The sequence below is a fragment of the Winogradskyella ludwigii genome, from assembly GCF_013403985.1.
Lineage (GTDB): Bacteria > Bacteroidota > Bacteroidia > Flavobacteriales > Flavobacteriaceae > Winogradskyella > Winogradskyella ludwigii.
Genome location: NZ_JABFDF010000001.1, coordinates 1143539 through 1170012, shown reverse-complemented (window position 1 = coordinate 1170012; position 26474 = coordinate 1143539). Strand labels below are relative to the sequence as shown.

At 31.3% G+C, this 26474-nt stretch carries 27 protein-coding genes and 1 tRNA gene; 17 read left to right on the top strand and 11 right to left on the bottom strand.

Annotated elements, in window-relative coordinates; all coding sequences use genetic code 11:
- Window positions 1-14: 14 nt before the first annotated feature.
- A complete protein-coding gene (locus HM981_RS04915) occupies window positions 15-1217 on the bottom strand; it encodes an ABC transporter permease (protein WP_317167162.1) in 1203 nt (400 codons plus the stop codon).
- A complete protein-coding gene (rbfA, locus tag HM981_RS04910; protein ID WP_179337455.1) occupies window positions 1218-1616 on the bottom strand; it encodes a 30S ribosome-binding factor RbfA in 399 nt (132 codons plus the stop codon).
- A 137-nt stretch (window positions 1617-1753) separates the two neighbouring features.
- Between rbfA and mce the strand changes: the two genes are divergently transcribed.
- The 6 genes from mce (at window position 1754) to HM981_RS04880 (ending at window position 5651) form a co-directional block, all read left to right on the top strand.
- Window positions 1754-2158: a methylmalonyl-CoA epimerase gene (gene mce, locus HM981_RS04905; RefSeq protein WP_179337454.1), complete on the top strand. Its 405-nt coding sequence runs from the start codon at window positions 1754-1756 to the stop codon at window positions 2156-2158.
- 84 nt (window positions 2159-2242) lie between these two features.
- Window positions 2243-2316: transfer RNA gene (locus HM981_RS04900), tRNA-Ile, on the top strand.
- Window positions 2317-2502: 186 nt separating this feature from the next.
- Entirely contained in the window at window positions 2503-4176 is a 1674-nt protein-coding gene (locus HM981_RS04895) for an AAA family ATPase (protein ID WP_179337453.1), read from the top strand.
- A gap of 2 nt (window positions 4177-4178) precedes the next feature.
- Window positions 4179-4628, top strand: coding sequence for a hypothetical protein (locus HM981_RS04890; RefSeq protein WP_179337452.1), 450 nt, complete (start codon window positions 4179-4181; stop codon window positions 4626-4628).
- A gap of 3 nt (window positions 4629-4631) precedes the next feature.
- On the top strand, window positions 4632-4904 hold the full coding sequence (locus HM981_RS04885; RefSeq protein ID WP_179337451.1) for a hypothetical protein: 273 nt from the start codon (window positions 4632-4634) through the stop codon (window positions 4902-4904).
- A 465-nt stretch (window positions 4905-5369) separates the two neighbouring features.
- Window positions 5370-5651 (top strand): hypothetical protein, encoded by a 282-nt coding sequence (locus HM981_RS04880; RefSeq protein WP_179337450.1) that lies wholly within the window; start codon window positions 5370-5372, stop codon window positions 5649-5651.
- On the opposite strand, the gene HM981_RS04875 is transcribed toward HM981_RS04880, so the two are convergent.
- The 5 genes from HM981_RS04875 to HM981_RS04855 form a co-directional block, all read right to left on the bottom strand.
- Complete coding sequence (locus HM981_RS04875) at window positions 5638-6492, bottom strand: rolling circle replication-associated protein (RefSeq protein ID WP_179337449.1); 855 nt, start codon at window positions 6490-6492, stop codon at window positions 5638-5640. The genes HM981_RS04880 and HM981_RS04875 overlap by 14 nt on opposite strands.
- Window positions 6493-6794: 302 nt before the next feature.
- Window positions 6795-7109: a helix-turn-helix domain-containing protein gene (locus HM981_RS04870; protein ID WP_179337448.1), complete on the bottom strand. Its 315-nt coding sequence runs from the start codon at window positions 7107-7109 to the stop codon at window positions 6795-6797.
- A gap of 96 nt (window positions 7110-7205) precedes the next feature.
- Window positions 7206-7862: a hypothetical protein gene (locus HM981_RS04865; protein ID WP_179337447.1), complete on the bottom strand. Its 657-nt coding sequence runs from the start codon at window positions 7860-7862 to the stop codon at window positions 7206-7208.
- Window positions 7863-7864: 2 nt separating this feature from the next.
- Complete coding sequence (locus HM981_RS04860; protein ID WP_179337446.1) at window positions 7865-9094, bottom strand: site-specific integrase; 1230 nt, start codon at window positions 9092-9094, stop codon at window positions 7865-7867.
- A gap of 282 nt (window positions 9095-9376) precedes the next feature.
- Window positions 9377-10423 (bottom strand): mechanosensitive ion channel family protein, encoded by a 1047-nt coding sequence (locus HM981_RS04855; protein WP_179337445.1) that lies wholly within the window; start codon window positions 10421-10423, stop codon window positions 9377-9379.
- Window positions 10424-10613: 190 nt separating this feature from the next.
- On the opposite strand from HM981_RS04855, the gene HM981_RS04850 reads away from it, so the two are divergent.
- Window positions 10614-11459: an EcsC family protein gene (locus tag HM981_RS04850; protein ID WP_179337444.1), complete on the top strand. Its 846-nt coding sequence runs from the start codon at window positions 10614-10616 to the stop codon at window positions 11457-11459.
- Window positions 11460-11577: 118 nt separating this feature from the next.
- Here the strand turns inward: HM981_RS04850 and HM981_RS04845 are convergent, their stop codons facing one another.
- Complete coding sequence (locus HM981_RS04845) at window positions 11578-12042, bottom strand: hypothetical protein (protein ID WP_179337443.1); 465 nt, start codon at window positions 12040-12042, stop codon at window positions 11578-11580.
- Between the two features lie 40 nt (window positions 12043-12082).
- Window positions 12083-13165 carry a hypothetical protein gene (locus tag HM981_RS04840; RefSeq protein ID WP_179337442.1) on the bottom strand — a complete coding sequence of 361 codons (1083 nt, stop codon included), beginning with the start codon at window positions 13163-13165 and terminating at the stop codon, window positions 12083-12085.
- Between the two features lie 412 nt (window positions 13166-13577).
- On the opposite strand from HM981_RS04840, the gene HM981_RS04835 reads away from it, so the two are divergent.
- The 4 genes from HM981_RS04835 (at window position 13578) to HM981_RS04820 (ending at window position 17973) form a co-directional block, all read left to right on the top strand.
- The gene (locus HM981_RS04835) at window positions 13578-14096 is read left to right on the top strand and encodes an RNA polymerase sigma factor (RefSeq protein ID WP_179337441.1); all 519 of its coding nucleotides are present in this window, start codon (window positions 13578-13580) and stop codon (window positions 14094-14096) included.
- A gap of 55 nt (window positions 14097-14151) precedes the next feature.
- Window positions 14152-15057, top strand: a complete 906-nt coding sequence (locus HM981_RS04830; RefSeq protein WP_179337440.1) for a FecR family protein — start codon at window positions 14152-14154, stop codon at window positions 15055-15057.
- Complete coding sequence (locus tag HM981_RS04825) at window positions 15044-17542, top strand: TonB-dependent receptor (RefSeq protein ID WP_179337439.1); 2499 nt, start codon at window positions 15044-15046, stop codon at window positions 17540-17542. The genes HM981_RS04830 and HM981_RS04825 overlap by 14 nt, the downstream gene beginning before the upstream one ends.
- A 233-nt stretch (window positions 17543-17775) precedes the next feature.
- Window positions 17776-17973 (top strand): PID-CTERM protein-sorting domain-containing protein, encoded by a 198-nt coding sequence (locus tag HM981_RS04820; protein WP_246286106.1) that lies wholly within the window; start codon window positions 17776-17778, stop codon window positions 17971-17973.
- Here the strand turns inward: HM981_RS04820 and HM981_RS04815 are convergent.
- Window positions 17970-18560, bottom strand: a complete 591-nt coding sequence (locus HM981_RS04815) for a riboflavin synthase (RefSeq protein ID WP_179337438.1) — start codon at window positions 18558-18560, stop codon at window positions 17970-17972. The genes HM981_RS04820 and HM981_RS04815 overlap by 4 nt on opposite strands.
- 51 nt (window positions 18561-18611) lie before the next feature.
- Between HM981_RS04815 and pdxA the strand changes: the two genes are divergently transcribed.
- The 6 genes from pdxA (at window position 18612) to accC (ending at window position 23625) form a co-directional block, all read left to right on the top strand.
- Window positions 18612-19652 carry a 4-hydroxythreonine-4-phosphate dehydrogenase PdxA gene (gene pdxA, locus HM981_RS04810; protein ID WP_179337437.1) on the top strand — a complete coding sequence of 347 codons (1041 nt, stop codon included), beginning with the start codon at window positions 18612-18614 and terminating at the stop codon, window positions 19650-19652.
- Window positions 19653-19731: 79 nt separating this feature from the next.
- On the top strand, window positions 19732-20271 hold the full coding sequence (locus tag HM981_RS04805) for a YceD family protein (RefSeq protein WP_179337436.1): 540 nt from the start codon (window positions 19732-19734) through the stop codon (window positions 20269-20271).
- 8 nt (window positions 20272-20279) lie between these two features.
- On the top strand, window positions 20280-20483 hold the full coding sequence (rpmF, locus tag HM981_RS04800) for a 50S ribosomal protein L32 (RefSeq protein WP_179337435.1): 204 nt from the start codon (window positions 20280-20282) through the stop codon (window positions 20481-20483).
- Between the two features lie 182 nt (window positions 20484-20665).
- Entirely contained in the window at window positions 20666-21661 is a 996-nt protein-coding gene (locus tag HM981_RS04795; protein WP_179337434.1) for a beta-ketoacyl-ACP synthase III, read from the top strand.
- A 30-nt stretch (window positions 21662-21691) separates the two neighbouring features.
- Window positions 21692-22171, top strand: a complete 480-nt coding sequence (gene accB / locus HM981_RS04790; RefSeq protein ID WP_179337433.1) for an acetyl-CoA carboxylase biotin carboxyl carrier protein — start codon at window positions 21692-21694, stop codon at window positions 22169-22171.
- Window positions 22172-22272: 101 nt separating this feature from the next.
- Window positions 22273-23625: an acetyl-CoA carboxylase biotin carboxylase subunit gene (gene accC, locus HM981_RS04785; protein WP_179337432.1), complete on the top strand. Its 1353-nt coding sequence runs from the start codon at window positions 22273-22275 to the stop codon at window positions 23623-23625.
- Between the two features lie 168 nt (window positions 23626-23793).
- Here accC and HM981_RS04780 read toward each other — a convergent pair whose 3' ends face one another.
- A complete protein-coding gene (locus HM981_RS04780) occupies window positions 23794-26454 on the bottom strand; it encodes a zinc-dependent metalloprotease (protein WP_179337431.1) in 2661 nt (886 codons plus the stop codon).
- Window positions 26455-26474 lie beyond the last annotated feature (20 nt).

The following is a 26474-nucleotide window of genomic DNA, read 5'->3' as shown; positions in this document are numbered from 1 at the left end:
ATTTAGTATTAAATTCAACTCTGTATTAATCCACGAGTAATGCGCTGAGATGCAATTTTTGAGGCTACAATTCCTAGAGTAAAAATTGTAATTAATACAACAACGACATTAAAAAACTCAATCCTAACAGGATAAGCCAAATCTGGTGTGAGCATTATTAATGAAAACGTTTGTTGTAAAAATACGATAGCTAAACCAATAGAAACACCAACTATTCCACTTACAATGGTCATTAAACTGCCTTGAAAAAAGAAGATAGATTTAATTGTTTTAGTTTCTGTTCCTAAATTAAAGAGTGTATTTAAGGATTTCTTTTTGTCTAAAATCATCATGATAATAGCTCCAATAACATTAAATAGCGCAATAATAATAACAAGCGTGAAAATAAGGTAAATAGCTAGATTTTCGGTGTTTAACATTTTAAAGAGCGCATCGTTTAATTCTGCCCTGTTTCTTATTTTGAATTTGTTTCCAAAGGCCGTTTCGATTTCAGATCTAATAGCATCTTCATTCGTATCTGGTTTCAGCTTCAGTTCAATAGCACTTAATTGATTGTCTTTATAACTTAATAACTGTTTAGCAAGGTTAATATCTGAAAAAATATAATTGTTGTTCATTTTTTCATTTATCTCAAATAAACCTACATTTTTGACATAAACAGAATTGTAATAGCCTTGAACAGAGCTTGCTTGACCTTTTCCTGCTTTAGGAACATAAAGTGATAACGGTTTAAGATAATTAAAAACACCGAAAGATAGATTGTTAGAAATTCCCCAACCTGAGACAACCTCATTACTTTCAGGAGTAATCCAATTTCCATTAGTTACCATAGAATCAATATTGGTAACCTTCAAAAAATTATGATCGACACCTTTTAAAGTGGCTAAAAGATTCTTGTTTTCAGATTTAATAATAATGCGTTCTTCAATTATTTTAGAATGTGACGCAATACCTTCAATTTTTAATAGTGTAGCATTATCATTTTCAGACCATTGAAAAGACTTCCCTTTTAAAGGTGTTATTTTTAAATCTGGATCTACAAAAGTAGAAAAATTAAGACTGTAATCCTTTAGTCCTGCAAAAACAGATAAGACAATAAAGAGCGCAGCTGCAGCGATAATAACTCCACCAGAAGCAATTAATGTCATTATATTTATAGCATTATTGCTGCTTTTAGAAAACAGGTATCGTTTTGCTATATATAAAGGAAAATTCACTTAGTGTTTTTTACGCTTGTCAAGTAAATCTGGGTTGTCTAATGGGTTGTCTTCACCTTTTAAAGAACGTTCAATACCATCTATATATTCTAGAGAATCGTCAATAAAAAATTCTAATTGTGGCATACGTCTCAATTGGTGACGTGTCAGTTGTGCCAATTCATGTCTAATAAGTGGTTTATTAGATTTAATTCCTTCTAATAAAGGTTTAGCTTCTTTGTTCGGGAAAATACTGAGGTAAACTTTAGCTACAGATATGTCTGTAGTTACATTTACCTTACTAACTGAAATTATAATGCCTCGCAAACCACCATCAGTGGCTGCTTTTTGTAATACTTTTGCTAAATCTTGTTGGAGTATACCTCCTATTTTTTTCTGTCTTTGTGTAAATTCTTCCATAATGACTATTATAACTAATCATTTGCAAAAGTAGAGGTTATTTAAAGATTATCTTATTTTTGAGTGTAAATTATTAAGTGGGTTGCCTTTTGTCACTATTGCGAGATAGTATGTTGGAAACTTAAACACTAACAAGAATGAAAAAAATTGAACATATTGGTATTGCTGTAAAAGACCTAGAAAATTCTAATCAGCTTTTTAAAGCTTTATTCGGAAAAGACCATTATAAAATTGAAGATGTAGAAAGCGAAGGAGTAAAAACATCTTTTTTTAAATGTGGACCTAATAAAATTGAATTACTTCAGGCTACAAATGAGGAAAGTCCCATTGCTAAATTCATTGAAAAAAAGGGAGAAGGTGTTCATCACATTGCATTTGCGGTTGATGATATTGAAGCGGAAATAGCACGATTAACTCAGGAGGGCTTTACGATGATACACAAAAAACCAAAACCAGGAGCCGATAATAAACTAATTGCTTTTTTACATCCAAAATCTACAAATGGTGTATTGATAGAATTATGTCAAGAGATAAAGGATTAAAACGGTTTATTTTTCTTGTAGAGTTTTAAAATATGTAGTAATATTGCACACTCTTTAGTAATAAAGAGATTGACATTTGTCAATGGTCCTATAGCTCAGTTGGTTAGAGCACCTGACTCATAATCAGGTGGTCCATGGTTCGAGTCCATGTGGGACCACTTTTTAAGACTGTAAAGCTCTGTAAACATAATGTTTACAGAGCTTTTTTTATCTTAGGGGACTACATAGGGGATGACTTAACTTAATGTCAGACATATAATAAAATTTGTAAAGAATTTATATTTTCTCATATTAACCAAGTAAAATATTTATATTGTGGAAAAATACTAACTTTTTTTAGAGAAATGATAAATAGAATTCAATTTGAAAACTACAAAGCGTTTAAAGAGGGGGAATTAAAAATAAAGCCAATAACTATTTTATTAGGGAGTAATAGTGCTGGTAAAAGTAGTTTGATTCAATTGCTTTTAATGTTATCGCAAACTTTTAATTCAAATAAAAACAGACTTAGTTGTTTACAATTGAATGGAGAATTAGTTAAACTAGGTGAATCTAAAAATATATTTTATAATAAAAAAACAAGCTCACAAATAAACCTGAATTTTAATATTTCTGTAAATAATTATTCTTCAATATATCACAGGTTAGTTGACGAGATTGAAACTTTGAATTATATATTAGATAGATTTGATAAAGTTACTTTGTCTCAACACTCAAAGTCAAAGAAAAATAGAGTTTCTGAAGTTTTAGATTTTACAGCGTTTGATGCTAAACATGCGGATACTTATTTATCTAAATTTATTAGTTTAAAAAGATCAATTAATAAAAGTTTAGGTAAACTTTCAGAAGATGAGTTAGAATCTATTATTTCTGGAAAACATAATCAATTTAGATATGGAGTGCGAGGTGAAAAAGAATTGTTTAACATTAAAGATAAAAAACTAATTTTTGACTTTGCCCCATTGAAGCATGCCTATTATTTTGCTGAAGCCCTTTCTAAATTCGAAGTAAAAAATATCGAATTTAAATATCATATTGGCTATATAAATAAAAAGAAGAGTATCCAGGTAACAGGTTTCGAAATTAAATCAATGGATACAATTATATTAGGGTATCAATATAATAGTCTTAGAAAAGGAAAATTGCATACTTTGAGGAGTGATATCTTCGATGAAAAAATTTTAGATAAGTATTCAAGTAAATTTGGTAGTACCATCGATTTAACCAATATTCATATTTTTGATAATTTTAATCGAAGAAACAGAATGTTTCTATCTAAAAACTATGTAGTAGATTTCCTCTTGAATATTGTAAGAGAATCTATAGATTCAATAAGTAGAACTTTAAATAATGATAATGTTAATTATATAAACCCGCTGAGAGCATATCCAAGGAGGTATTATTTTCAGGATGAGGTTATTGCTTCTACCTCAACTCAGTCGCTTGACACTATTCATTTAATTGAATTATTTAGAGAACGACCTGATATAAAAAAAAGCGTTAATTCTTGGATGAAAAAATTCAATATTAATGTTGATATTACTCAACTAGAGGAAGTTATTCATAAAATAAAAGTTAATCACAGTGGATTGAGTCTTGATATAACAGATGTGGGATTTGGAATTTCTCAAGTAATGCCAATAATTACACAATGCTATTTAGCTAAGAAAAATTCAATTACTTTAATTGAACAGCCTGAAATTCATTTACACCCAAAAATGCAAGCCGATTTAGCGGATTTATTCATAGAATCTTGTTCAACTGAAAATGATAAAAAGAATTTTATTATTGAAACTCATAGCGAATATTTATTGAAGAGATTACGAAGGAGAGTGTCCGAAGGAAAAATATCATCAAGTGATATTGGTCTATATTTTATTCATGGGAAAACGAGTAAGGAAAATTTTGCTAGGATTGAAGAGATAGAAATTAATAAAACAGGGGATTTTACGTGGCCAAAGGATTTTTATGAATTTGATTTACTAGATACTGTTGAATTTTTAAAAAATCAGCAGTAAGAATGGATTATACAGTTTGCTCAAAAGTTGTGAATTACGCTTCTGAAGATTATAAATATGCATTTGACTTATTGATGCAATTCACTTACGAAAACCCTCATAGAGTTATAATTAATGATGAAATATTAGATGAATATTTAAAACTTGCTGAAAATAATTATGTAATTAAAAGTTGGATAACAGGTATGGATTATAAAAAATACTGGAAAAAGTTAACCCCAAAAGATAAAGAGAATATTTTTATTGATACATGTAAATTTTCTTCGGATAAAAAAATCATAGTCAATGAAAAAGAAGACTATTCAGAAAGTGATTACTTAGGCTTAGATGTTTTTAATAAAGATGAAGCAATAGAACATTTGAAGCCCACTAAAAAAGTAAAAAATAAAATAATACAAAAAGGTAAGAAAAACCAAATGTCAAATGGTAATAATTCACCAAATTCTAAATAGGTTATGACAAAGTCAGTTCAAAAAGGTAATGGTAATCAGCAATCTTCAGGGAATTACTCACCGAATATTAAGGGTAAAAAAAACCAGACTTCGTTTGGTGATAATTCACCAAACGCTAAAAAGAGTAAGATTAATCAAAAATTGAATACTAAAGAGAAATTAAGTTGGCTTACAGGAGGAATTATTTTACCTGTTGTAGCAGGATTAATAATTGAATTGGTAAAAGAAGGGATGGTAAGTGATACATTAGGCATAATATTAGCAATATTTAATTAGCAACTTTTTATAGTTTAATTATTTAGTAGTTTTATCATCTAATCTTTTATACATTGGTAATACTTGTCTATTAAATTAATCATTTATATATTTAAAAAAGGGTGTTTTTATCTAAATTTCTTTTAATGCATCACCTATTTTTTTAACTGACTTAAGTAAAGTTGGTGGTTGTATAAAAGTCTGGGTTAAGTTCCGAAGCACACTTTTAGTATTTATAAATTTGACTTATTTTCAAATGAAGTTCGTGTCGCAATCAAAACACACGGAAGAATTGATATCTAAAACTAAGAATACTATTATTGCATAAATTTTCAACCCCTAATTATGAGCAATAGGCATAAGTTTTTAAAAAAATTTATTAAACTTTTTTTAGAGCAATCTGTTAAAAGAAGAAGTTCCAGAAACACTATCTGTGGTCTTACTTTGGACATTAATAAAATTACGAGAAAGCAATTTGATAAAAAGATGAAATTCACGGAAGAGGAGGTTAAAAAAGCTTTTAAATCATGTGGCTACGTAATAATGAATAGTTTTGACCAAGAAATGGATTGGGAAAAATGGAAAATTGGTACAAACCTTCCACGAACTGAGTTTGTCAATACTAAACCAGCCAAGCTAAAAAGACTTATATCGGCAGGTGTTAATTACTCTGAACCTAATTGGAATCCTGAGACTATCATAGAAATAGATAACCTTAAAGTTCAATTAGAAGAGTTTTGGAAAGAAAACAGTTCTATTTTAGAATAGAATCACTTAAAATCTTCTGATTTTTATCATCTAATCGTTTATACATTGGTAAGGTTTGCCTATTTAAATTAATCATCTTAATATTTAAGAAAGGGTGTTTGTTTTGGTCTTTAATCTCAATTTCCTTTAATACAGCACCCATTTTTTTAAACTGGTCTGTAAACTCAGTCGTTGTGTAAAAGTCCGTGTAAAGTTCTGAAATACGCTTTGAGCAGTTCCATACTTGGCATTTAAACCCGTCATCATTTTTAGTAACATATTTTGTTACATAGGAAGCGATAGAGCGTATATTTTTTGAGTTTAATTGCCTAACATCAAAAGCAGATGAAGGTCTGTAATCTTTGTCCCTTGCTTTAATTCCGTTTTTTTCTTGTAAGTCAATCCAATAATTCCACCATTTATCAATTTTCCAATATTTATTGGTAATCATGTGAAAATGTACGTTCCCCTCAAACACATCGTTTTTAGTTTGTCGTTCAGCCACCCAAACATATTGGAAATCATCACTACGTTTTTTAGCATTATCTACAAACTTGCGTAATAAATTTACGGCTTGTTCATCACTCACTTTATTTAAAAAAGTGAGCGTGACAAAGCTTAGTCTTTTATAGCATCTAGCAAAGCAAGTAATTTTTTTACGAATCTTTCGTTTCGAGCGCGGAGACAAGGTGCGCTCTTTTGTCACCTTGTCTTTACTTTCCTTTTTTTTTGCTTTTGTGTCTTTCTTTTTTACGGGTTTTGGTCGCTGTAATGCAGAGCCAGTAAATTCATTTTTTGGTATTACACCGTACTGTTTTGTTGAAAAAGCAACACTTGAACCGTATGTATTTTTAACTATCATAATCTGAATCGTTGCACATTAATTAAAACCATTTAAAGGTTATTTATTAAAGGTTTTACTTAAAGGTATTTTAAAGGTTAAAAAAAAGAAAAACTACTTGAGAGTTTGTGGAATGAAAGTTCCCTTTTTAAGTTGTTTCATAAATTGCCCTGAACGACGATTATAAACGTTCATATACAGCCAACTAGAGTGTTTTTTGTCTAAGAACATTGCGAAGCCATTTAGCTTGTGCACATATTCCCATTTCTTTGGTCTTTTTTCGTTTTCTAAGAACACGATAACGGAGTAATCATTTTTACCTTTTAACATGATTTGCCCCCTCTCTTTACTCTTGGATTAATTAAAGTTAGGGAGCTTTCAATGTCCTCTAATTTGTAGAGAACTCGACTGCCTATACGATAAGCTCGTATTAATCCGTCAAGCGTCCAATCGTGGAGAGTTGGAAGAGATATGCAAAGTTTTTTTGCAGTTTGTTTTCTAGTGAACATGTCAGAATCCGAAGCTTTCGGAGGACAGTAATGTTCAATAATTGCCCTTTTTACAGCATTTCTTATTGCTGTGTCAAAATCAAAATCGACATTTGATTTGTTTGAATTGTTTGTGTCTGCATTTACCATTATTTTATTGTTTTTTACGTTAATAATGGTGCGAAATTAGAAGTAAGGCTAGTGTTTTTTACTACTGTAGTGACTACAAGAGGTAACTACAACTTTCTATTTTATTGACTGTAAGTCTGTTGTGATTTGTGCTTTTATTTCTTCAAAATCATTATCTTCAAATAGGGTTAGTAGTCTTTCAAGGTTTTGTTTTGTCCTAACTTTATTGTCTTTTGAATTAAAATATACGGATGGAAGATTTGTTCTTGTGTTATGGCTGTCAAGGTCTAAAATTTGAGCAATTACATTTCCAGCTTTTACATCTGCGTATTGCCTAACATCTAAACCTAAATAATGAAGTGCTAGCATTTTTTGTTTATGACTTAAACTACTTATTACTTTTTTCTTCTTTGGGGTTGTTTGAAGTTCCTTAAGCCAATTATAATATTCACTAAAATCAATTACTGTTTTTTTATATTGTTCAGGGTTAAATAAATTACTCTTTAAGTCAATCTTACCAAAAGCATTGTATTCGAAAAATGATTTATTAAAAATGCTTTTTGAGGGTAAAGTACTTCCGTCAAAGACGCTATTTGTTGAATTATCATATCTACCCATGCCAGCTGCAAGACTTGAAAACATTGACGGGGTATCATTTGAACTTGTAAATGTTTCAATTTGTTTAATTTCATTTTCAATTAAAAATATAGAGTTTTTCGTTTTTTCTAATTCAATTGTAAAGGCTTCTATAAATGGATTTGGGGTGTTATTCATAATTAGTTAAAAAATGGGTGTGTTAATAATTTGTCTGCGTTTTCTTTTTGTGTTACTCGTATGTATTTCAAAAATGATTGTTCGGTCTGATGACCCGTAATTTTCATAATTGAAATTGTTGGTATTTCAGCCAAATATAAATTAGTTGCAAAACTTCGTCTAGCTGTATGCGTTGAAATTAATTTATATTTTGGTAAAACAGTTCGTTCAATTTTACCGCCTTTTGTAATTGATGTTTCTATTAGTTCTTTAATTCCCGCCAAGCTTATAACTTCTTTTAGATATCCGTTCATAGTTTGGTTAGTATATGCTTTTGGTAATTCGTTGTTATATTTTTTTAAAATATCTCTTACCGTTTTATGCAATGGTATTGAAACTCGCTGACTTGTTTTTCTAGTTCTTACTTCAATAAGTGAATTGTTTGACGTTATATTTTCGGGTTTAATTTGGGTAAAATCTGAAAATCTTAACCCTGTGTAACAGCCTACAAGAAATAAATCTTTAACAACTTCTAATCTAGGACTAGCAGATAAATCTAAATTTTCGATTAATTTAAGTTCGTCAAGACTTAAATATACACTATCAGATTCTTCACGTATAGTTTTAAATTTTCGTTTTCTAAAATCTAGATTATCATTAAGTTCTCTGTCAGTTGCTTCATTCATAAAAGATTTTATTGTCTTAATATGTTTGCCCACAGTATTAGAAGCGAGATTATATTCTAAGCGTAAATAAGAAATATAATTACTATAAAATTCGAGGGTTATATTTTCAAAGTCTAGTTTTTGTTTTTTAGAATATTCTTTTAAATACTTGAATGTGGTATTGTAAACTTTAACTGTTCCCTCTGATTTTTTTAATTTACTTTCCTCAATATAATTTTCAATAAATTCTAAAAAAGTTGTTTTCTTGGGTTTTAAGATATGGTCTGATAATTCATTTTCTAAAGCTTCTTTTAGTTTCTTGTTATTCGGTTGGATTCCGTCATTTAGTAATTTTCTAAAAGCGTTATTTATTCCGTTTTCAATTTTGTCTAATCTTGCATTAAATTCGGGATGCTCTGGAAAGCTTTTAGTTGATTTGACCCGTTGGTCATTTTTATTCCAAAACTTTGGGTTTATTTTTTCAGCTGTAGAGTATTTAAATCTATTATATTGGTAATTGTAAACTAGATAGATTAAAGTATCTGTTTTTGCGTTCGGTTCTTTGAGTATAAACTTTGCTTTTGCCATGCCCAAATATATTAAAAAAGTATATCTAGGGGACGAATGAGGGGACGAATAATTTTAATTTAGCTTGATTTCGTCTTATTCAGCTTAACTTTTAAACACCCTATTAATAGAGGTTAAGGTGTTATAATACAGTAAAATAGAGTAAAATAAGACAAATATTAAAGTGGTCCATGTGGGACCACAAAAGTAAAAACCCAACTTAATTCTTTAAGTTGGGTTTCTTTTTTTTAGTCTTCAGAATTTTTTCTTTTATAATTAAATCAATTTTATAGACAGATTGTTCTATTGATTTGTATTATAAACTGTTCTAGTAGGAAATGCAAAATCTAATCCTGCATTATCAAAACGTTTTAAAATCTCAAGATTAATTTTATTTTGAGTTAATGGAATATCGGCCTCTTTTCTTATGTAATAAATAAACAGTAATACAAGTGAAGAGTCTGCAAAAGTTTCAAAAAATACAGTGGGTAAATCGGTTACGATATCTTGATTGTCTGAAACAATTTGTTTCAAAATATCCATAGCTTCTTGCATTTTTTCTGGACTAGTAGAATAAGTTAATCCTAGTCTCAGCATTATTTTTCGAGTGGGCTCAAGAGCTACATTTTCTACACTATTGCTAATAAACATTGAATTGGGTATGGTTACAAGAGATCCAGATAATGTTCTTATTCTTGAACTCCTAATACCAATTTCTTCAACTTTACCATCAAAACCATCAATTCTTATACGATCATCAATAGAGAAGGGCTTATCTGTAAAAACAGAAATACCACCAAAGATGTTTTGGAGATAATCCTTTGCCGCTAAAGCAAATGCTAAGCCTCCTATTCCGAGTCCTGCAATTAAACCGGCTAAATTATAGCCTATCATGTCAAAGGCTATAATTACTCCAACCATCCAAATAGTGATGGTGATTACTTTAGTGATAATTGGTAATAACTGTCGTTTAGATTTGCTTTCAGATTCTTCAATTGCAGGCTCCATATATTGCTCGACCATTGCATTTATAAGCCGAACAATAAACCAAGTAATGCAGATTACAATAAGTACTTTATTTGTATTTAATAAAAGTACTTTAAAATCTGTAGTCATCGTCAGCTCTCGCATACCAAGATAGAACCCAAGAACTGCAATAGTAAAAACAACAGGCTTTTCTAGTGTTTCAATTAGTACATCATCTAGTTTTGTTTTAGAATGACTAATGAGTCCTTTGGATATTTTTTTGAATACATAGTATGCTATTTTGGCAATAATAATGCCACCAATAATATATGTAAAGGCTATTAACCATTGTGCTATGGTATTCATAAAATAGTGCTCTGCCATTTAATTTTTCGTTTTAATTTAAATGTTAACCATTTGTTTTTCTAGAACAAAATTAGTGTGAATATATAATTATAAGCTTATGTTTATAATAAGTTTATAAGTTACATCGAAATTTGAAAAGATGTAGACTCTTTATTTAAACTGTAACAAATCGGTTAGTTTAGCGACGTATTCTGTAAAACCTCAAACTGTGAATCTCATAACAAACCCTATTACAAAAGATGATTTAGAAACCTTAAAGCAAGCAAAATCTAGCATGCAAAATTTAGGTTGGGCAATACGTAATGTCAATAAAATTGGTAATACAGTAGAAACGGGAATTAGTTATGTACCAGAAAAAGTATTAGTTAAAGTACAGAAGATTACAGAATCGGTCTTATTAAAAATAATAAAAGCGAATTTATTAACGATTCAAAAGCATAAAACTTTTAAAAAGCCTTCAAAAAACACCTATAAAAGTATTGTTACAGGCACTGGAGCTCTAAGTGGTTTCTTTGGCTCATCTACAGGTTTTGGAACTGCTATTTTTGCTTCAGAAGTAACACTTACTACTAAATTCTTAATGCGCACTATTATGGATATTGCACGTAGTGAAGGCGAAGACATTTATACTTTAGAAGGTCAAATGGCTTGTTTACAGGTTTTTGCTCTTGGCGGAGATACTACCAATGACGACGGTATGGAAGCGAGTTACTATACTACGCGTATGGCATTAAACTCGGCTTTAAATAATGTGTCTGCGGCAGGCATAAAAATGAGTTTAGATAGTTTAGTAAAAGGAGCAAGTGCTTTGGGCTCTAATGCTATTGGAAACTTCTTATCTAAAATAGCGACCAGATTAAGTCTTATAATTAGTGAGAAATTTTTAGCGCAAGCTGTCCCTATTGTTGGAGCCATTGGAGGAGGTGGCTTAAATTATGTCTTTGTAGATCACTTTCAGAATATGGCAACGGCTCATTTTACCATTAGACGTTTAGAGCGAAAATATAGCGAGGCTGAAGTGAAATTGGCTTATGAGACTATAAAACGAGTCTAAACGCTTAGTCGATTTGTTAAATGTTATGTCTGATGCATTTTTTAATAAAAACCCAACCATAAATTTCTTCATGGTTGGTTTTGTTATTAATTAAGTTAAGGGACTATAATTGCAGTTACTAGTTACAATTGGTACTTTTAAATTCTAAATCGTTTGCAGTACCTATTTCAAAACTTACTTCAATAGTGTTGTTATTTTCAATTTCATCTAATATCCATGTATCATTAATATCATCAAATCCTGGAATGTTAAAGGTGACGCTGATGTCATTTCCAGATCCACTAGTAGTCCAGGTTCCATTTGATGTATTTTGAGGCCGAGACACAGTAACCGTATTATCTGTAAAAAAATTAAAGGTATAACCTATATAATTGCTTTTTAAATCAATATTGTTTAATTCTAAATCTTCAATATACCAATCAGAACAGGTTGTTAGAGCGATTTCTAATTGCTCTGTTGTACAATTATTACAATCGTCATCATTGTTGTCATCGTCATTAGAGCAAGATAATAAGCTAAAAACAAGTAGTGCGCTTAATAAGGTTTTAGGTGTAAATAGGGTTTTCATAGTATGTGATTTCATAATGTATAATTTAAGATTTGTGTGTTATTTAATTTTAGGATTAGTTGCAATTATCGTTTTTGAATTCTAACTCGTTATCATCACCAATTTCAAAACTTACTTCAGTTTCATTGTCATCATCGTCATTATCAATTTCATCTAAATACCAAGTGTCATTGATGTCATCAAAACCAGGGATATCAAAGGTTACTGTAGTATTGTTTCCTGTTCCGCTAATGGTCCAAGTACCATTTGCAGTGTTACCACTCCAAGTTACGGTTACTGTATTATCAGTGAAAAAATCAAATAAGTAGCCATTATAGTTGTCTTCTAAGTCATTATCATTACGTTCTAATTCGTCTATGTACCAACCAGAACAAGCGGTTAAAATAGACTCTAATTGACTTGGTGTACAGTTAGTACAATCATCATCGTCATGGTCGTAATCGTCATCTTCATCACAATCATCTCCATAAGTATCAATAGCATTATCAAGAGCATCAAAATTGTTAATTGTAATTTCGGTACCATCTGCAATCACTATACTTATTGGGAATTCAAATCCAACCAAATCATCTTCGTCAATATCATCTATAAATTCATACAGATCGTAATCGTTAGTAAATGTTAATGTTGCAACAATTTCGTTGCTTGTATTAAATAGTGAAGCTGTAATAGGATATACAAAATCTAAACATTCTATATCATCGTCAATTTCATTTTCATCATTACAATCGTCAGCATAGTCTTCTAACTGGTCTAAACTGTTGATTTGGATTTCAGTATAATCTGCAAGAATGATTGTGATAGGAAAAGCAATCTCAACATCATCGTCATCGTCATCAAATTCATCAAGAATATCTTCAAGATCGTCATAATCATTAACATTAGTAATGGTTAATTCTACTCCATTAATGGTTACTAAAAGTGGAAGTTGAATGGTAAAACAATTCGCGTTGTAAACGATATTATCTACTGAGCCATCGTTCATGGTGACTTGTTGAATCTGACTTGCTAAAGCTGAATTTGATTGCAGTGTAGATTCTGTTGGTGGATCTATAGTTAAGTCGTCTTCGGTTCTACAAGACGTTAAGGTTAGAAATAAACCCATTAAAGCAAAAAGGAATGGTTTGATAGTTTTCATTGTTAATTTGTTTTTTATGATCATGGTTAAGTTTTCGTTTAATAAGACGTTTTAATTACGGCTTCTATACTTAAAACAACTCAACTTTTAATTGTCCCAATAAATTTTTAATTTTTTTATTAATTCAAGTGTAACTGGAGTTGTTTTAGATTTTTAATTGTTGTTTTTGGTTTCATGTGTCATAACTTAATAGCCTATTAAATAGTTGTTTGCAATTTTTTTAGAGCATCATTCAATTAATTGTTCTAATTCTAAATTTTTATATATATAATTCTCTTTCTTTATAAAAATTATAAACTAAATCAATGAGTTTGTAGTTTTAAATCCATGACATACTAAAGTCTCCCAATTTTTTTTATGCTCTTTTAAAAAAACATATTTTTGGTATTCAAATTTTAAATACCAACTTTAATTGCCCAAGTCGCTCCACAAAGATGTCTGTGATAAATTGCGCTTTTCTAAACTTTATGAAAAGTATGCACAGTCTATGAGTACTATTTTATACTATAAGTATGGAAATTTGTTAAATCCTTCAGATAAAGTGCAAGATGCCTTTATTAAATTATGGGAAAATTGTGCAAAAGTAGCACCTGAAGCTGCAAAATCTTATTTATATACGGTTGCAAACAACATGATGCTAAATGAGGTGAAGCACCAAAATATTGTATTTAAACATCAAGAAATTAAGCCTAAGGATTACACCAATGAGACTCCAGAATTTATGTTGCGTAAAAAGGAATTTCTAAAACGCTATGAAACGGCATTATCAACTTTAAAAGAAGAAGAACGTGTTGCTTTTCTTTTAAGTAAGGTTGATGGAAAAACGCATAAAGAAATAGGTGAATTATTAAATGTCACCAAAAAGGTCGCTGAACATAGAATTTATGCCGCTCTAAATAAGTTGAAAGACCAATTAGAAGAACTTAATTGAAAATAATTTTGGGACAATTAAAAGTTGAGTTGTTTTATAAGTATAACATCGAGTTATGGATAAAGAATATTTACTAAAAAAATGGTTGGATAATGACTTATCTGAAGCAGAAGCGAAAGCTTTTAAGGCTTTAGATGATGCAAAGCTATATGAAGAAATAGTAGATGAAGCACAACGATTTGGAGGTAATCATCAGACAAAAGTGCCTACTTTTGAAACTTTAGATCAACGATTACAAGATAAAAAAGTAGCACCTTTCAATTGGATGAAAGTAGCTTCAAGATTTGCAGCTGTTTTTGTAGTTGGTTTAGCACTATTTTTCTTTTTGAATAAAGATAATACTAATACAATTTCAACCGATTTAGCACAAAAAGAAACCATTACACTTCCTGATAATTCTAGAGTAGAACTTAATGAATTATCCCAACTTGACTACAATTCTTCAAATTGGAAAAACGAAAGAACACTAAACCTGAAAGGGGAAGCTTTTTTTGATGTTGAAAAAGGTAAGCGTTTCGACGTCACTACTACACTTGGAAAAGTGAGTGTTTTAGGTACCGAGTTTAATGTGTTGTCCAAAGACAGCATTTTTAAAGTTACCTGCTATGAAGGTTTGGTAGAAGTGCGTTATAATGATAAGGTTATTCAATTGCCTGCAGGTTCAGAGTTTATTTTAGATTCAGGAAAGGCTCAAAAATCTAATGTTGCAATTGCAGAACCGTATTGGCTTAAAAAGATGAGTGTATTTAAAGATGCACCAATAAAAGCGGTTCTTTTAGAACTTGAAAATCAATATAACATTAGCGTTACAGATTCTATTATCACTGACGATTTAAGATTCACGGGTGCATTTGAACACAACAATCTTAATAGTGCTTTAAAATCTATTTCCCAGCCACTTGGTTTGACCTATAGTATTATAAATAACGAAAAGGTGACGATCCGTAATGTTAAAAATTAATTGGATTACTTTTTTAGTAAGTTTCCTGTGTTGTCTTTCTATAAGCGCACAAACTAATCACGAAAAAGTTTCAATAATAGATGCACTCAATGCTATTTCTAAGGCGCACAACATCACTTTTAATTATAAAAGTGATCTTCTTAAAAATATTAATGTAATTCCTATATCTAGTAGCATAAGTCTTAAGGCTAAAATTAAAAACTTAGAACAGCAAACCCATTTAAAGTTTAGAAAGATTAGTGATGTGGTGATCTCTATCACAGAAATGATTACCGTTTGTGGTTATGTACGAGACCGTTTAGACAATCCACTTTATGGAGCAACAATTAATACAAAAAGTAATTATGCTGTTACCAATGAGGAAGGTTATTTTGAAATTGAAATACCTTCGGTAGATGCTATTTTAACCATCCGATTTATTGGTTTTAAAACCATAGAGCGTCAAGCCAAGGTTTTTAATCTTAATAGTTGTGAGTCTATAACGCTTATAGAAGAAGCAGAAGTGTTTAGTTCTGTAGTACTCAACGGTTATATTATAAAAGGTATAGACAAACAGCGAGATGGAAGTATCGCTATTGATTATAGTAAGTTCACGCTGTTGCCAGGACTTATTGAGTCTGATGTGTTACAAACTGTTCAAGCATTGCCAAGTGTGATAAGTGTAGATGAAACGGTTTCTAATATTAATATAAGAGGAGGTTCTAACGATCAAAATTTATTGCTTTGGGATGGCATTAAAATGTATCAATCTAGTCATTTTTTCGGATTGATTTCAAGCTTTAATCCGCAAATGACACAAACAGCAACGGTTATTAATAACGGAACAGATGCTTCTTATACTGATGGTGTTTCAGGAACAATTGATATGCGATCTAATAAAAATATTGACTCTAGTTTTGAAGGTTCCTTTGGTCTTAACCTTCTTAATGCCGATTTATTTTTGAATCTACCTATTGGCGAAAAATCTTCGGTTCAAATTGCAGGACGGAAATCTATAGATGAATTGGTGCGCACACCAACTTATGAAACCTATTTTAAACGTGTTACGCAAGACACAGAAATAGAAGAAAATACAACTAGTGTTTCTAATTCAAATCAATCTTTCGATTTTTATGATACCTCTTTACGATGGCTTTACAACCCAACGAATAAGGATTTTATACGATTAAATTTTCTTCTCGTACACAATGATTTAACGTTTGATGAATCTGCACTTTTCAATGGTATACAAGAGACACGAGAAAGTAGTATTTCTCAAAAGAGTATTTCTGCAGGTTTAAATTATAAACGACAATGGAACGATAACTTGAGCACAGTGCTTAATGTTTATAATACAGATTACAAGTTGCAAGCTGTTAATGCTAATATTATGGCAGAACAGCGCTTCTTGCAAGAAAACATAGTGTCTGAAACTTCTGTAAAATTAGAAGGGTTTTATACCCAAAACCAATGGCAATTTAATTTAGGTTATAATTTCATTGAATCTGAAATTACAAATCTCAACGACATAGATGTGCCTCGATTTGTTAGGCGTGACTCTGAAGTTTTAAGAGAACAAGCTGTTTTTGCGCACGCTAAGTTCGAAAATGAAAACAAAAATCTTAGTGTAAAATTAGGATCTAGAGTTAATTATATCGAAAAGTTTGATGAATTAATTATAGAACCTCGTTTAAGTATTAGAAAAGCATTAGGACATCATTTTGAATTAGAAGCTTTAGGCGAATTTAAACATCAAAACACCTCTCAAATTATCAATTTTCAAAATGATTTTTTAGGAGTAGAAAAACGACGATGGCAACTTACGGATAATGATAGCATACCTATTATTAAAAGTAAACAAGCGTCAATAGGATTGCTTTATAAAAATAAAGGCTGGTTATTAGATGTTAAAGGGTATTATCAAAACGTAGATGGCGTTACCACACAAAGCCAAAGTTTCACTACCAAATATGAATTTGAAAAAGAAAAAGGTAGCTATGATGTTTTTGGTGCTGAGTTTTTAGTCCGAAAGAGCTTTTATAATTTTAATACATGGTTAAGTTATTCCTACATAAAAAACGATTACACGTTTAAAATGCTTGAAGAAATAGAATTCCCTAGTAATTTTGATATTACCCACGCCTTTACATTAGGAGGTACCTATAGTAATAAGTCTTGGAATATTTCTGCAGGACTCAATTATAGAGTTGGAAAACCAACATCAATACCAATATTAGATAACGACGTTGTAAATGATGCCGTAAATTTCAATAGTGCTAATAATGAAAGATTAAAAGATTATTTAAGGATTGATGCTTCGGCACTTTATAAATTTAGAATAAATAGAAGCTTACGTTCGGAAGTAGGAGTTTCTGCTTGGAACATCTCTGATATTAAAAACCCCATAAATAATTATTATAGAATTGATGATGTTGATAATGCGATAAAGTTTACAAGATATTCTTTGGGCATTACGACTAACGCAGTTCTTCGGATTTATTTTTAGAAACCATTGGCAGTTAAACGCTTATTTTGTGATTTGAGCCTGTTCAGTGTGTCGTTTATATATAATAAGTATTATATTTGTGGCTGTGTGAAATTAAGAGATGTAAGTGTCTTCCCTAATTTAATTTCGTATATTTGCATTTTATCGGTAAAATCTACCGTTTAAAGATGTTTTTACTCGATTTTATTTTGTCAGCTCAATTATTTTTATACTTTTACACCATATTTAAAAGAATGCATAAGAAATATATGTTAGCCTCAGTCTTAGTTTTTTTAGTTGGTTTTGTGTCTATGGCTCAGGACATTCCTCAGCCGCCAGCACCACCAAATCCACCAGGTCTTCCTATCGATGGAGGTATTGTATTTTTGTTTTTACTAGCCTTAGGTTATGGCATTTATAAATCTTATAAAATATCTAAACGAAGCGCTTAATTACGCAAATCATTTAGTCGTTTTACGTATTTCCCAATAACATCAAATTCTAAATTTATAGTATCACCTATTTTTAAGGTCTTAAACGTTGTATGACTAAACGTATAAGGTATAATTGCTACAGAAAAACTATTTAATTGTGAGTTTACAACCGTTAAGCTTACTCCATTTACAGTAATAGAACCTTTTTCAATAGTAATATTATTCAGACTTTTATCATATTCAAAAGTAAATACCCAACTGCCATTTTCTTCCTTAATAGTAGTGCAAGTAGCAATTTGATCGACATGGCCTTGTACAATATGTCCATCTAAACGATCACCAAGTTTCATGGCACGTTCTATATTAATAAATTCTTTTTCCTTAAGTAACCCTAAATTTGTTTTATCTAAAGTTTCTTGGATTGCTGTAACAGTATAGCTATCTTCTTTAAGATCTACAACCGTTAAACAGACTCCATTGTGAGCCACACTTTGATCAATTTTTAATTCATTAGTTATTGAGGTTTGTACTGTAATATGAAGATTTCCACCATCTTTTTCCAGTTTATCAATTGTACCTACATCTTCTATAATACCTGTGAACATAATTTGTACTTTATTTAGTTAAATTTGCAAATACAAAGTTAAAGACAAAAAATGAAAAAAGACGAAAAGATAATTGTTGGAATTTCGATTGGAGATCTCAATGGTATTGGTGCAGAAATAGTAATTAAAGCATATGAAGATCCTAGGTCTTTAGAATTAAATACACCTGTAATCTTTGCTTCGGCAAAAACAATGCAATTCTTTAAGACTCATTTTAACAGTAAAATTAATTTTTTCAGTATTGATAGTCCAGAAAAAGTAGTTCACGGAAAGGTAAATGTGGTTAATGTTTGGAATGAGCCTGTAAAAATTCAATTTGGTACAGAAGATAAGAAGATTGGAGAATATGCGATAAAATCTCTTGAGGCTGCAACTAAAGCTTTAGTAGAAGGAACTATTGATGTTTTGGTAACAGCTCCAATTAATAAGCATAATATCCAATCTGATACATTTAATTTCCCCGGACATACAGATTATTTAGCAAAAGCATTAAATGGGAAAAGTTTAATGTTTATGGTTTCAGATAGCTTGCGTGTAGGACTTTTAACAGATCACGTTCCGCTTAAAGACGCTAGTGAGGCCATTACAAAAGAACTCATTAATGAAAAAATCGCGACCGTTACTAAATCTTTAAAACAAGATTTTGGTATTAGGAAGCCTAAAATTGCGGTTTTGGCTATTAATCCACATGCTGGAGATAATGGTGTTATTGGTAATGAAGATGATACAATTTTAAAACCGACGTTAGAAAAAATAAAATTAGATGGTACCTTAGTTTACGGACCATATTCTGCCGATAGCTTTTTTGGTTCTAGTAATTATACAAATTTTGATGCTATAATTGCTTCGTATCATGATCAAGGATTAATTCCTTTTAAAACTATTGCTTTTGGCAAAGGAGTAAACTATACTGCAGGTTTGAGTAAAGTGAGAACATCACCAGATCATGGAACAGCATACGAAATTGCAGGAAAAGGAATCGCTGATGAAAGCTCAATGAAGCAAGCCATCGTAACAGCGATCCAAATTTTTAGGAATAGAAAAGAGTATAATTACTATAGTAAAAACCCTTTAAAAAAGGCTTCTCGATAGTTATAAACAAAATTTGTTGATATCTAGGTATTAAGTAAGGAATATTTTATATATTTGCACGCTCAAAATGAATGTGATAATGAAGGCATTAAAATCTTATACGATCCCTTTTGTAGGATTAAAAGTAGGAGAACATCATTTTGATTATCAAATTGATAATACGTTCTTTCAACATTTTGATTATGATGAATTCAACGCAGTTGATATAAAAATTGACCTGAAATTTGAAAAAAAATCAACACTTATGGAGTTGTATTTTTCGGCAAAAGGGTCAGTAAATGTAAATTGTGATATTTCAGATGAGCCTTATAACCAGGCTGTTAATGATGATTTTAAATTAGTCGTTAAGTTTGGTGATGAGTATAATGATGAAAATGAAGAAATCTTAATTGTATCACACGGCGAGTATGAAGTTAATGTGGCACAATATATATATGAACTTATAATTTTAGCAGTTCCTATAAAAAGAATTCATCCAGGTATTGAAGATGGCACGTTGCAATCAGATATACTTTCAAAACTAGAAGAATTAAGTCCTAATAAGGACCATAAAGTAAAAACATCAGAGGATATTGATCCTCGTTGGAATAATTTAAAGAAACTATTAACGGATAAATAACATTTAAAATGGCACATCCAAAGCGTAAAATATCGAGAACAAGAAGAGATAAAAGAAGAACACATTATAAGGCTTCTGTACCTCAAATAGCAACTTGCCCAACAACTGGTGAGGCACACTTATATCATAGAGCTCATTGGTTCGAAGGTAAATTATATTACAGAGGTCAAGTACTAATTGACAACTCTGTTGAAGAAGAAAATGTAGCATAATTACTATGCATGCATACAAGAAAACGCTCCTATGTGAGCGTTTTTTTTGTTATTATTTTTTCAATACCGCAAAAACCACTTACTTTGCATTGCAATTTACATTCACCAAAATAAAGGGAAATTGATAAAACGTTATAAACGTTGTCAATTTTTCATACTTTTAATTAATCTAAAAGCTAATAATGAGTAAAATCACAGCGGCAATTACAGCTGTCGGAGGCTATGTTCCTGAGTATGTTTTAACTAACAAGATACTAGAAACAATGGTCGAGACTAATGACGAATGGATTACCTCGAGAACAGGTATAAAGGAGAGAAGAATCCTTAAAGAAGAAGGACAAGGCACATCGTTTTTAGCTATAAAAGCAGCGGAAGATCTTATTCAAAAAAAAGGTCTTGATCCTAAAGAAATAGACTTAGTTATTGTTTGTACAGCTACACCAGACATGAAGGCCGCAGCAACTGCAGCATATACAGCAACTCAAATAGGTGCAGTAAATGCATTTTCTTATGATTTGGAAGCTGCATGTTCAAGTTTTCTTTTCGGCATGTCAACGGCCTCTGCATACATAGAGTCTGGTCGTTACAAAAAAATTCTTTTAATAGGAGCTGATAAAAATTCATCATTTATAAATTATAAAGACAGAGCAACGTGTATTATCTTTGGAGATGGAGCAGGTGCTGTACTTTTTGAACCTAATGAAGAAGGTTTAGGTTTACAAGATGAATTATTAAGAAGTAACGGAGAAGGTAGAGATTTTTTGCAAGCAACCTATGGTGGTTCTGCATATCCTATAACTGAAGATACTTTTAAAGAGGGCAAGCATTATGTTTTTCAAGACGGAAAAACTGTATTTAAAAACGCAGTTTTTAATATGGCAGATGTTTCAGAAAAAATAATGAAAAGAAACGATCTTAAAAATGATGATATTTCTTGGTTGGCAGCACATCAAGCTAATAAACGTATTATTGATGCTACAGCCAGCAGAATAAATCTTGAAGAAGATAAGGTAATGATGAACATACAGAAGTATGGTAATACAACATCTGCAACCTTACCTTTATTATTATTTGACTACGAATCACAACTTAAAAAAGGTGATAAAATTATATTTGCTGCCTTTGGTGGTGGATTTACTTGGGGCTCAATTTATTTTAAATGGGCTTATAATTCCTAATAAAAACTAACTAACAAATATCTAAACATTATGGATTTAAAAGAAATTCAGAACTTAATAAAATTTGTAGCAAAATCTGGCGCAAGTGAGGTTAAGTTGGAAATGGACGACATTAAAATTACCATTAAAACAGGTTCAGAAGATACTACAATTGTACAGCAAATACCAATGCAGGCAGCACCAGTTATGCAGCATCAAGCACCTGTACAAGGCGCAGCAGCTCCAGTACATGAAATTCCTGTGGTAACAGCAGCAGCTGAGGATTCAAAATATGTTACTATAAAATCACCAATCATCGGTACCTTTTATCGTAAATCGGCTCCAGACAAACCTGTTTTTGTTGAGGTAGGAACTGAGATTAAAGAAGGTGATGTCCTTTGTGTTATTGAAGCAATGAAGTTATTCAACGAGATAGAATCAGAAATTTCTGGTAAAATTGTAAAAGTACTCGTTGACGATGCATCTCCAGTTGAGTTCGATCAACCATTATTTTTGGTAGATCCATCATAACAATTAAAAATTCCAATCCATATTCCGGTAGCTATCGGATCCTAAAATCTTTAATTTTTTAGGAATTGGAGCTTGGAAAATAAATTTTTAAAACTGAAGTTATGTTCAAAAAAATACTAATTGCCAATAGAGGAGAAATAGCACTGCGTGTTATTAGAACCTGTAAAGAGATGGGTATAAAAACTGTAGCAGTTTACTCTACAGCAGATGCAGAAAGTCTTCACGTTAAATTTGCTGATGAAGCCGTTTGTATTGGACCGCCATCAAGTAGTGAATCTTATCTAAAAATATCAAATATTATTGCCGCTGCAGAAATTACAAATGCAGATGCTATACATCCTGGTTATGGGTTTTTGTCTGAAAATGCAAAATTCTCTAAAATATGTGAAGAGCATGGTATAAAATTCATTGGAGCATCTGAAGAGATGATTGACCGAATGGGTGATAAAGCCAACGCTAAAGCAACAATGAAGGAAGCAGGAGTTCCTTGTGTGCCAGGAAGTGATGGTGTTATTGAAACCTTTGAAGACTGTAAAAAGGTCGCTAAAGCAACTGGTTATCCAGTAATGCTTAAAGCATCTGCAGGTGGAGGAGGAAAAGGAATGCGTGCGGTTTGGAAAGCTGAGGACCTTCAAGATGCATGGGAATCTGCGAGAGCAGAATCTAAAGCTGCATTTGGTAATGATGATATGTATATGGAAAAGCTTATTGAAGAGCCTAGACATATCGAAATACAAATTGTAGGAGATTCTCGAGGTAAAGCTTGTCATTTATCGGAACGAGATTGTTCAATACAAAGACGTCATCAAAAGTTAACAGAAGAGGTACCTTCTCCTTTTATGACTGATAAGCTAAGAAATAAAATGGGTAAAGCTGCTGTGAAAGCTGCTGAATTCATTAAATATGAAGGAGCCGGAACTGTAGAATTTCTAGTCGATAAGAATAGAAATTTCTACTTCATGGAGATGAATACGCGTATACAAGTAGAGCACCCTATTACAGAACAAGTAATTGATTTTGACCTAATTCGCGAACAAATTTTAGTGGCTGCAGGTATTCCAATTTCTGGAAAAAATTACTTACCACAACTGCATTCTATTGAATGTAGAATAAATGCAGAAGATCCATTTAACGACTTTAGACCTTCACCAGGAAAAATCACAACATTACATGCTCCAGGAGGTCATGGAGTACGTTTAGATACTCACGTATATGCAGGTTATACAATTCCTCCAAATTACGATTCTATGATTGCAAAGTTAATAACTACAGCGCAATCTAGAGACGAGGCTATTAATAAGATGAAACGTGCATTAGATGAATTTGTGATAGAAGGTATTAAAACTACAATTCCTTTTCACAGACAATTAATGGATCATCCAGACTATTTAGCGGGTAATTATACTACTAAGTTTATGGAAGACTTTAAAATGCAAAAAGTGATTGAAGATTAATGTAAAGAAGATTTATAAAAAAAAGACCATCTATTAATTTAGATGGTCTTTTTTATAAACAAATTCTAAGAGCATAAATTCTTTCAAGGAATATTATTGCTATAAAAATGAAAAAAAGGTTGTCTATTAATTTAGACAACCTTTTTTGTATGTTCAATTTGTTAGTGTCTAGTTAATCACTAACTTTTTATTTACTGTACTTGTACCACTTTTAATTTTTACCATATAAACACCAGTTGATAGGTCGCTTAAATTTAGTTCTTCATTAAATTGATTACCGGTATGTTTAAAATAATTTGAATATACAGATCTTCCTCTAATGTCATATAAATCTACATTCACATCATCTAAAGAGTCAAACTTAATTGTTACTGAACCATTAGATGGGTTTGGGAACATTGAAAAGCTGTTTTCTAGAGAGTTTTCATCAATAGAAAGTAATGTTTCAACTTGTTCACAAACAGTTAAAGACCAAGAGTTTAATACTCCAGTATCTTGAGCAGCTGTATCTACCAAAGCTAAAATCCATTGCCCATTTACAGATTCTCCATCATATGCAGAGAATGAATTTGACGTTAATACATCTCCAACGGTAGGATTAGCACAAACAATACTTGGTGCTGTGTCAAAAAGTTGAATATTTAAATTATCAAAATCTCCACATGTACCCGCAGAAAAAGCAATTACTTGTGTCTGATTAGGCGTAGGTGATTGAAGTAAAAATTGTAAATCTGAAATATAAGTGTGCGTAACATCTAAGCCAAGTTTTAAGAATTTAGTTCCACCAAGTGTACTTGTAGAATTTGTTGTTAATCCTAATGCGCTATAGCTAGTGTCATTATCTGGTATAGCAAAATTGGTAGTAGAAGTATAAACCTCACTACAATCTGTAGTAACTGTATAATCAATAGCAAAATCAATAGTGTTAATCGCAAAGAAAGGTGCATTTGTAGGTTGTATTCTAACTCTACAATAAGGTGCTGGATTATCAGGAACCGTTATTGTAGCCGATCCATTATTTGCAACATTTGAAGCTAGTGTTATAGGGTAAGTTAATCCTCCATCAATAGATAATAAAATATTAACATTAGATGCACCTGTCATTGTGTTCGTGCTATTCACATCCCATATAATATTTTCTGTTGTATTACGATTCCAAATAATACCTTCTGTACTTTGAGAAGTAACTTCTAGAGGCCCTTTAGTAGCATCCCAAGTAATTCTCATATCATCAAAACTATTTGCGCCTCCATTGGCTGCGTTGTCTCTAACCGTTAATCTAAAATCTGCGAAACGTCCAACTGTAGGAACTTTTTCCCAAACATTACCATTGACTCCATTATCAAGTAAATCTTCTAGTTTTGGAAATGTTCTCGATGTATCAGTAGAAGGATTATATGATCTAAATAAAGGTTCATTACTATTTGTACTAGTAGGACTTGGATAAGCAGTTGATCCGTTATTCTCGTCAAATTGTTCCCAACAGTAGTTTAAGTTGTCTCCAGGATCTCCATCGGTTGCAGAACCAGTTAAAACAAAAGGAGTTCCTACTGGAAGCGTTATATCAGTACCAGCATTAACATTTGGGATAGCATTACCTGTAGCTGTTTCAACATCACATGATCTTGATTTTGCATGTGTTGTAATTTGTTGTATACTGATAGCATGAAAATAAGGGTCTGAGACGTCTTGTACGTCTGTCGCTCCAGTTATACCAGCATAACCCATTATAGTTGTTCCAGAACCAGGTTCCATTTGTGATATGCCATTACCTTCGCTTTGGTGAGTAAATGTATGAACTCCTCCAAATTGGTGACCCATTTCATGAGCAACGAAATCGATATCCCAGCGATCTCCTATAGGCACTGTACTAGTTGTGAAACCACTTCCTTTATGGTTGAAGTTTTGTACAGTACCATTTATACACACACAAGCAATACATCCAGCGTTACCATTATTACCAATACCAGCATATAAGTGTCCAACGTCATAATCACTATCATTTAAGTTAGCATCTAATGTATCTGCTAAATCTTGATTATAATCACCATCATTAGTTCCGCTATAAGGATCAGTTGCTCCATTTAAATAGATATTGACGTCATTTCCTCCTATTAATATTAATCTAACTGCAAAATCAAGTTCATAAACAGAATTTATCCGTGCTAAAGATGTCGTGATTGCAGCATTTACAGATGCCAAAGTTCCACCATGGTAATCTGCATACTCTCCTGTTGTAGATATCGCTATTCTAAAGGTTCTTAAAATGCTGTCATCAGCAGCTCTATTAGTTGAATTGGTAACATTTTCTTCTTCAAAGTTTTCAGGAGTTGAACATTCAAAATCTTTTCCAAATTTCGCATCATTTCGTTTGTATATAGCAGATTTATTTGTGCCTGGTATATTTTGAACGATAAGAGAGTTTGAGCGATCACTAGTGATGATAATTCCATTAACACCATTATAAGGAGTCGCAGTAAGTCTTATATATTCTCCATTATCTCCATAACCAGCATACGATTTAATTTCTGGGTATTTCGTTTGTAATTCGTCTTCCATTAAAGAAGACTCCTTCAAATTATAATTTATAAATTTACCTTCCGAATTTGGAAAATCAAATTCAGTGTAGGATACACTATTCAATTTTTCTTGTAACCTAGCAACATCAAAGTCATAGACACTAGCCGTTAAAGGCACATTAATTTCTAACATTTTAGAAACATCTTCTTTACTTATTTTCACTTCCGTGAAGGTACTTTGTGCAAAACTCACAAGTCCTATAAACGATAATGTAAATAGTAATGAAATCTTAAGGGTAATTCTTTTCATAAAACAGTTTTAAGTTAAAC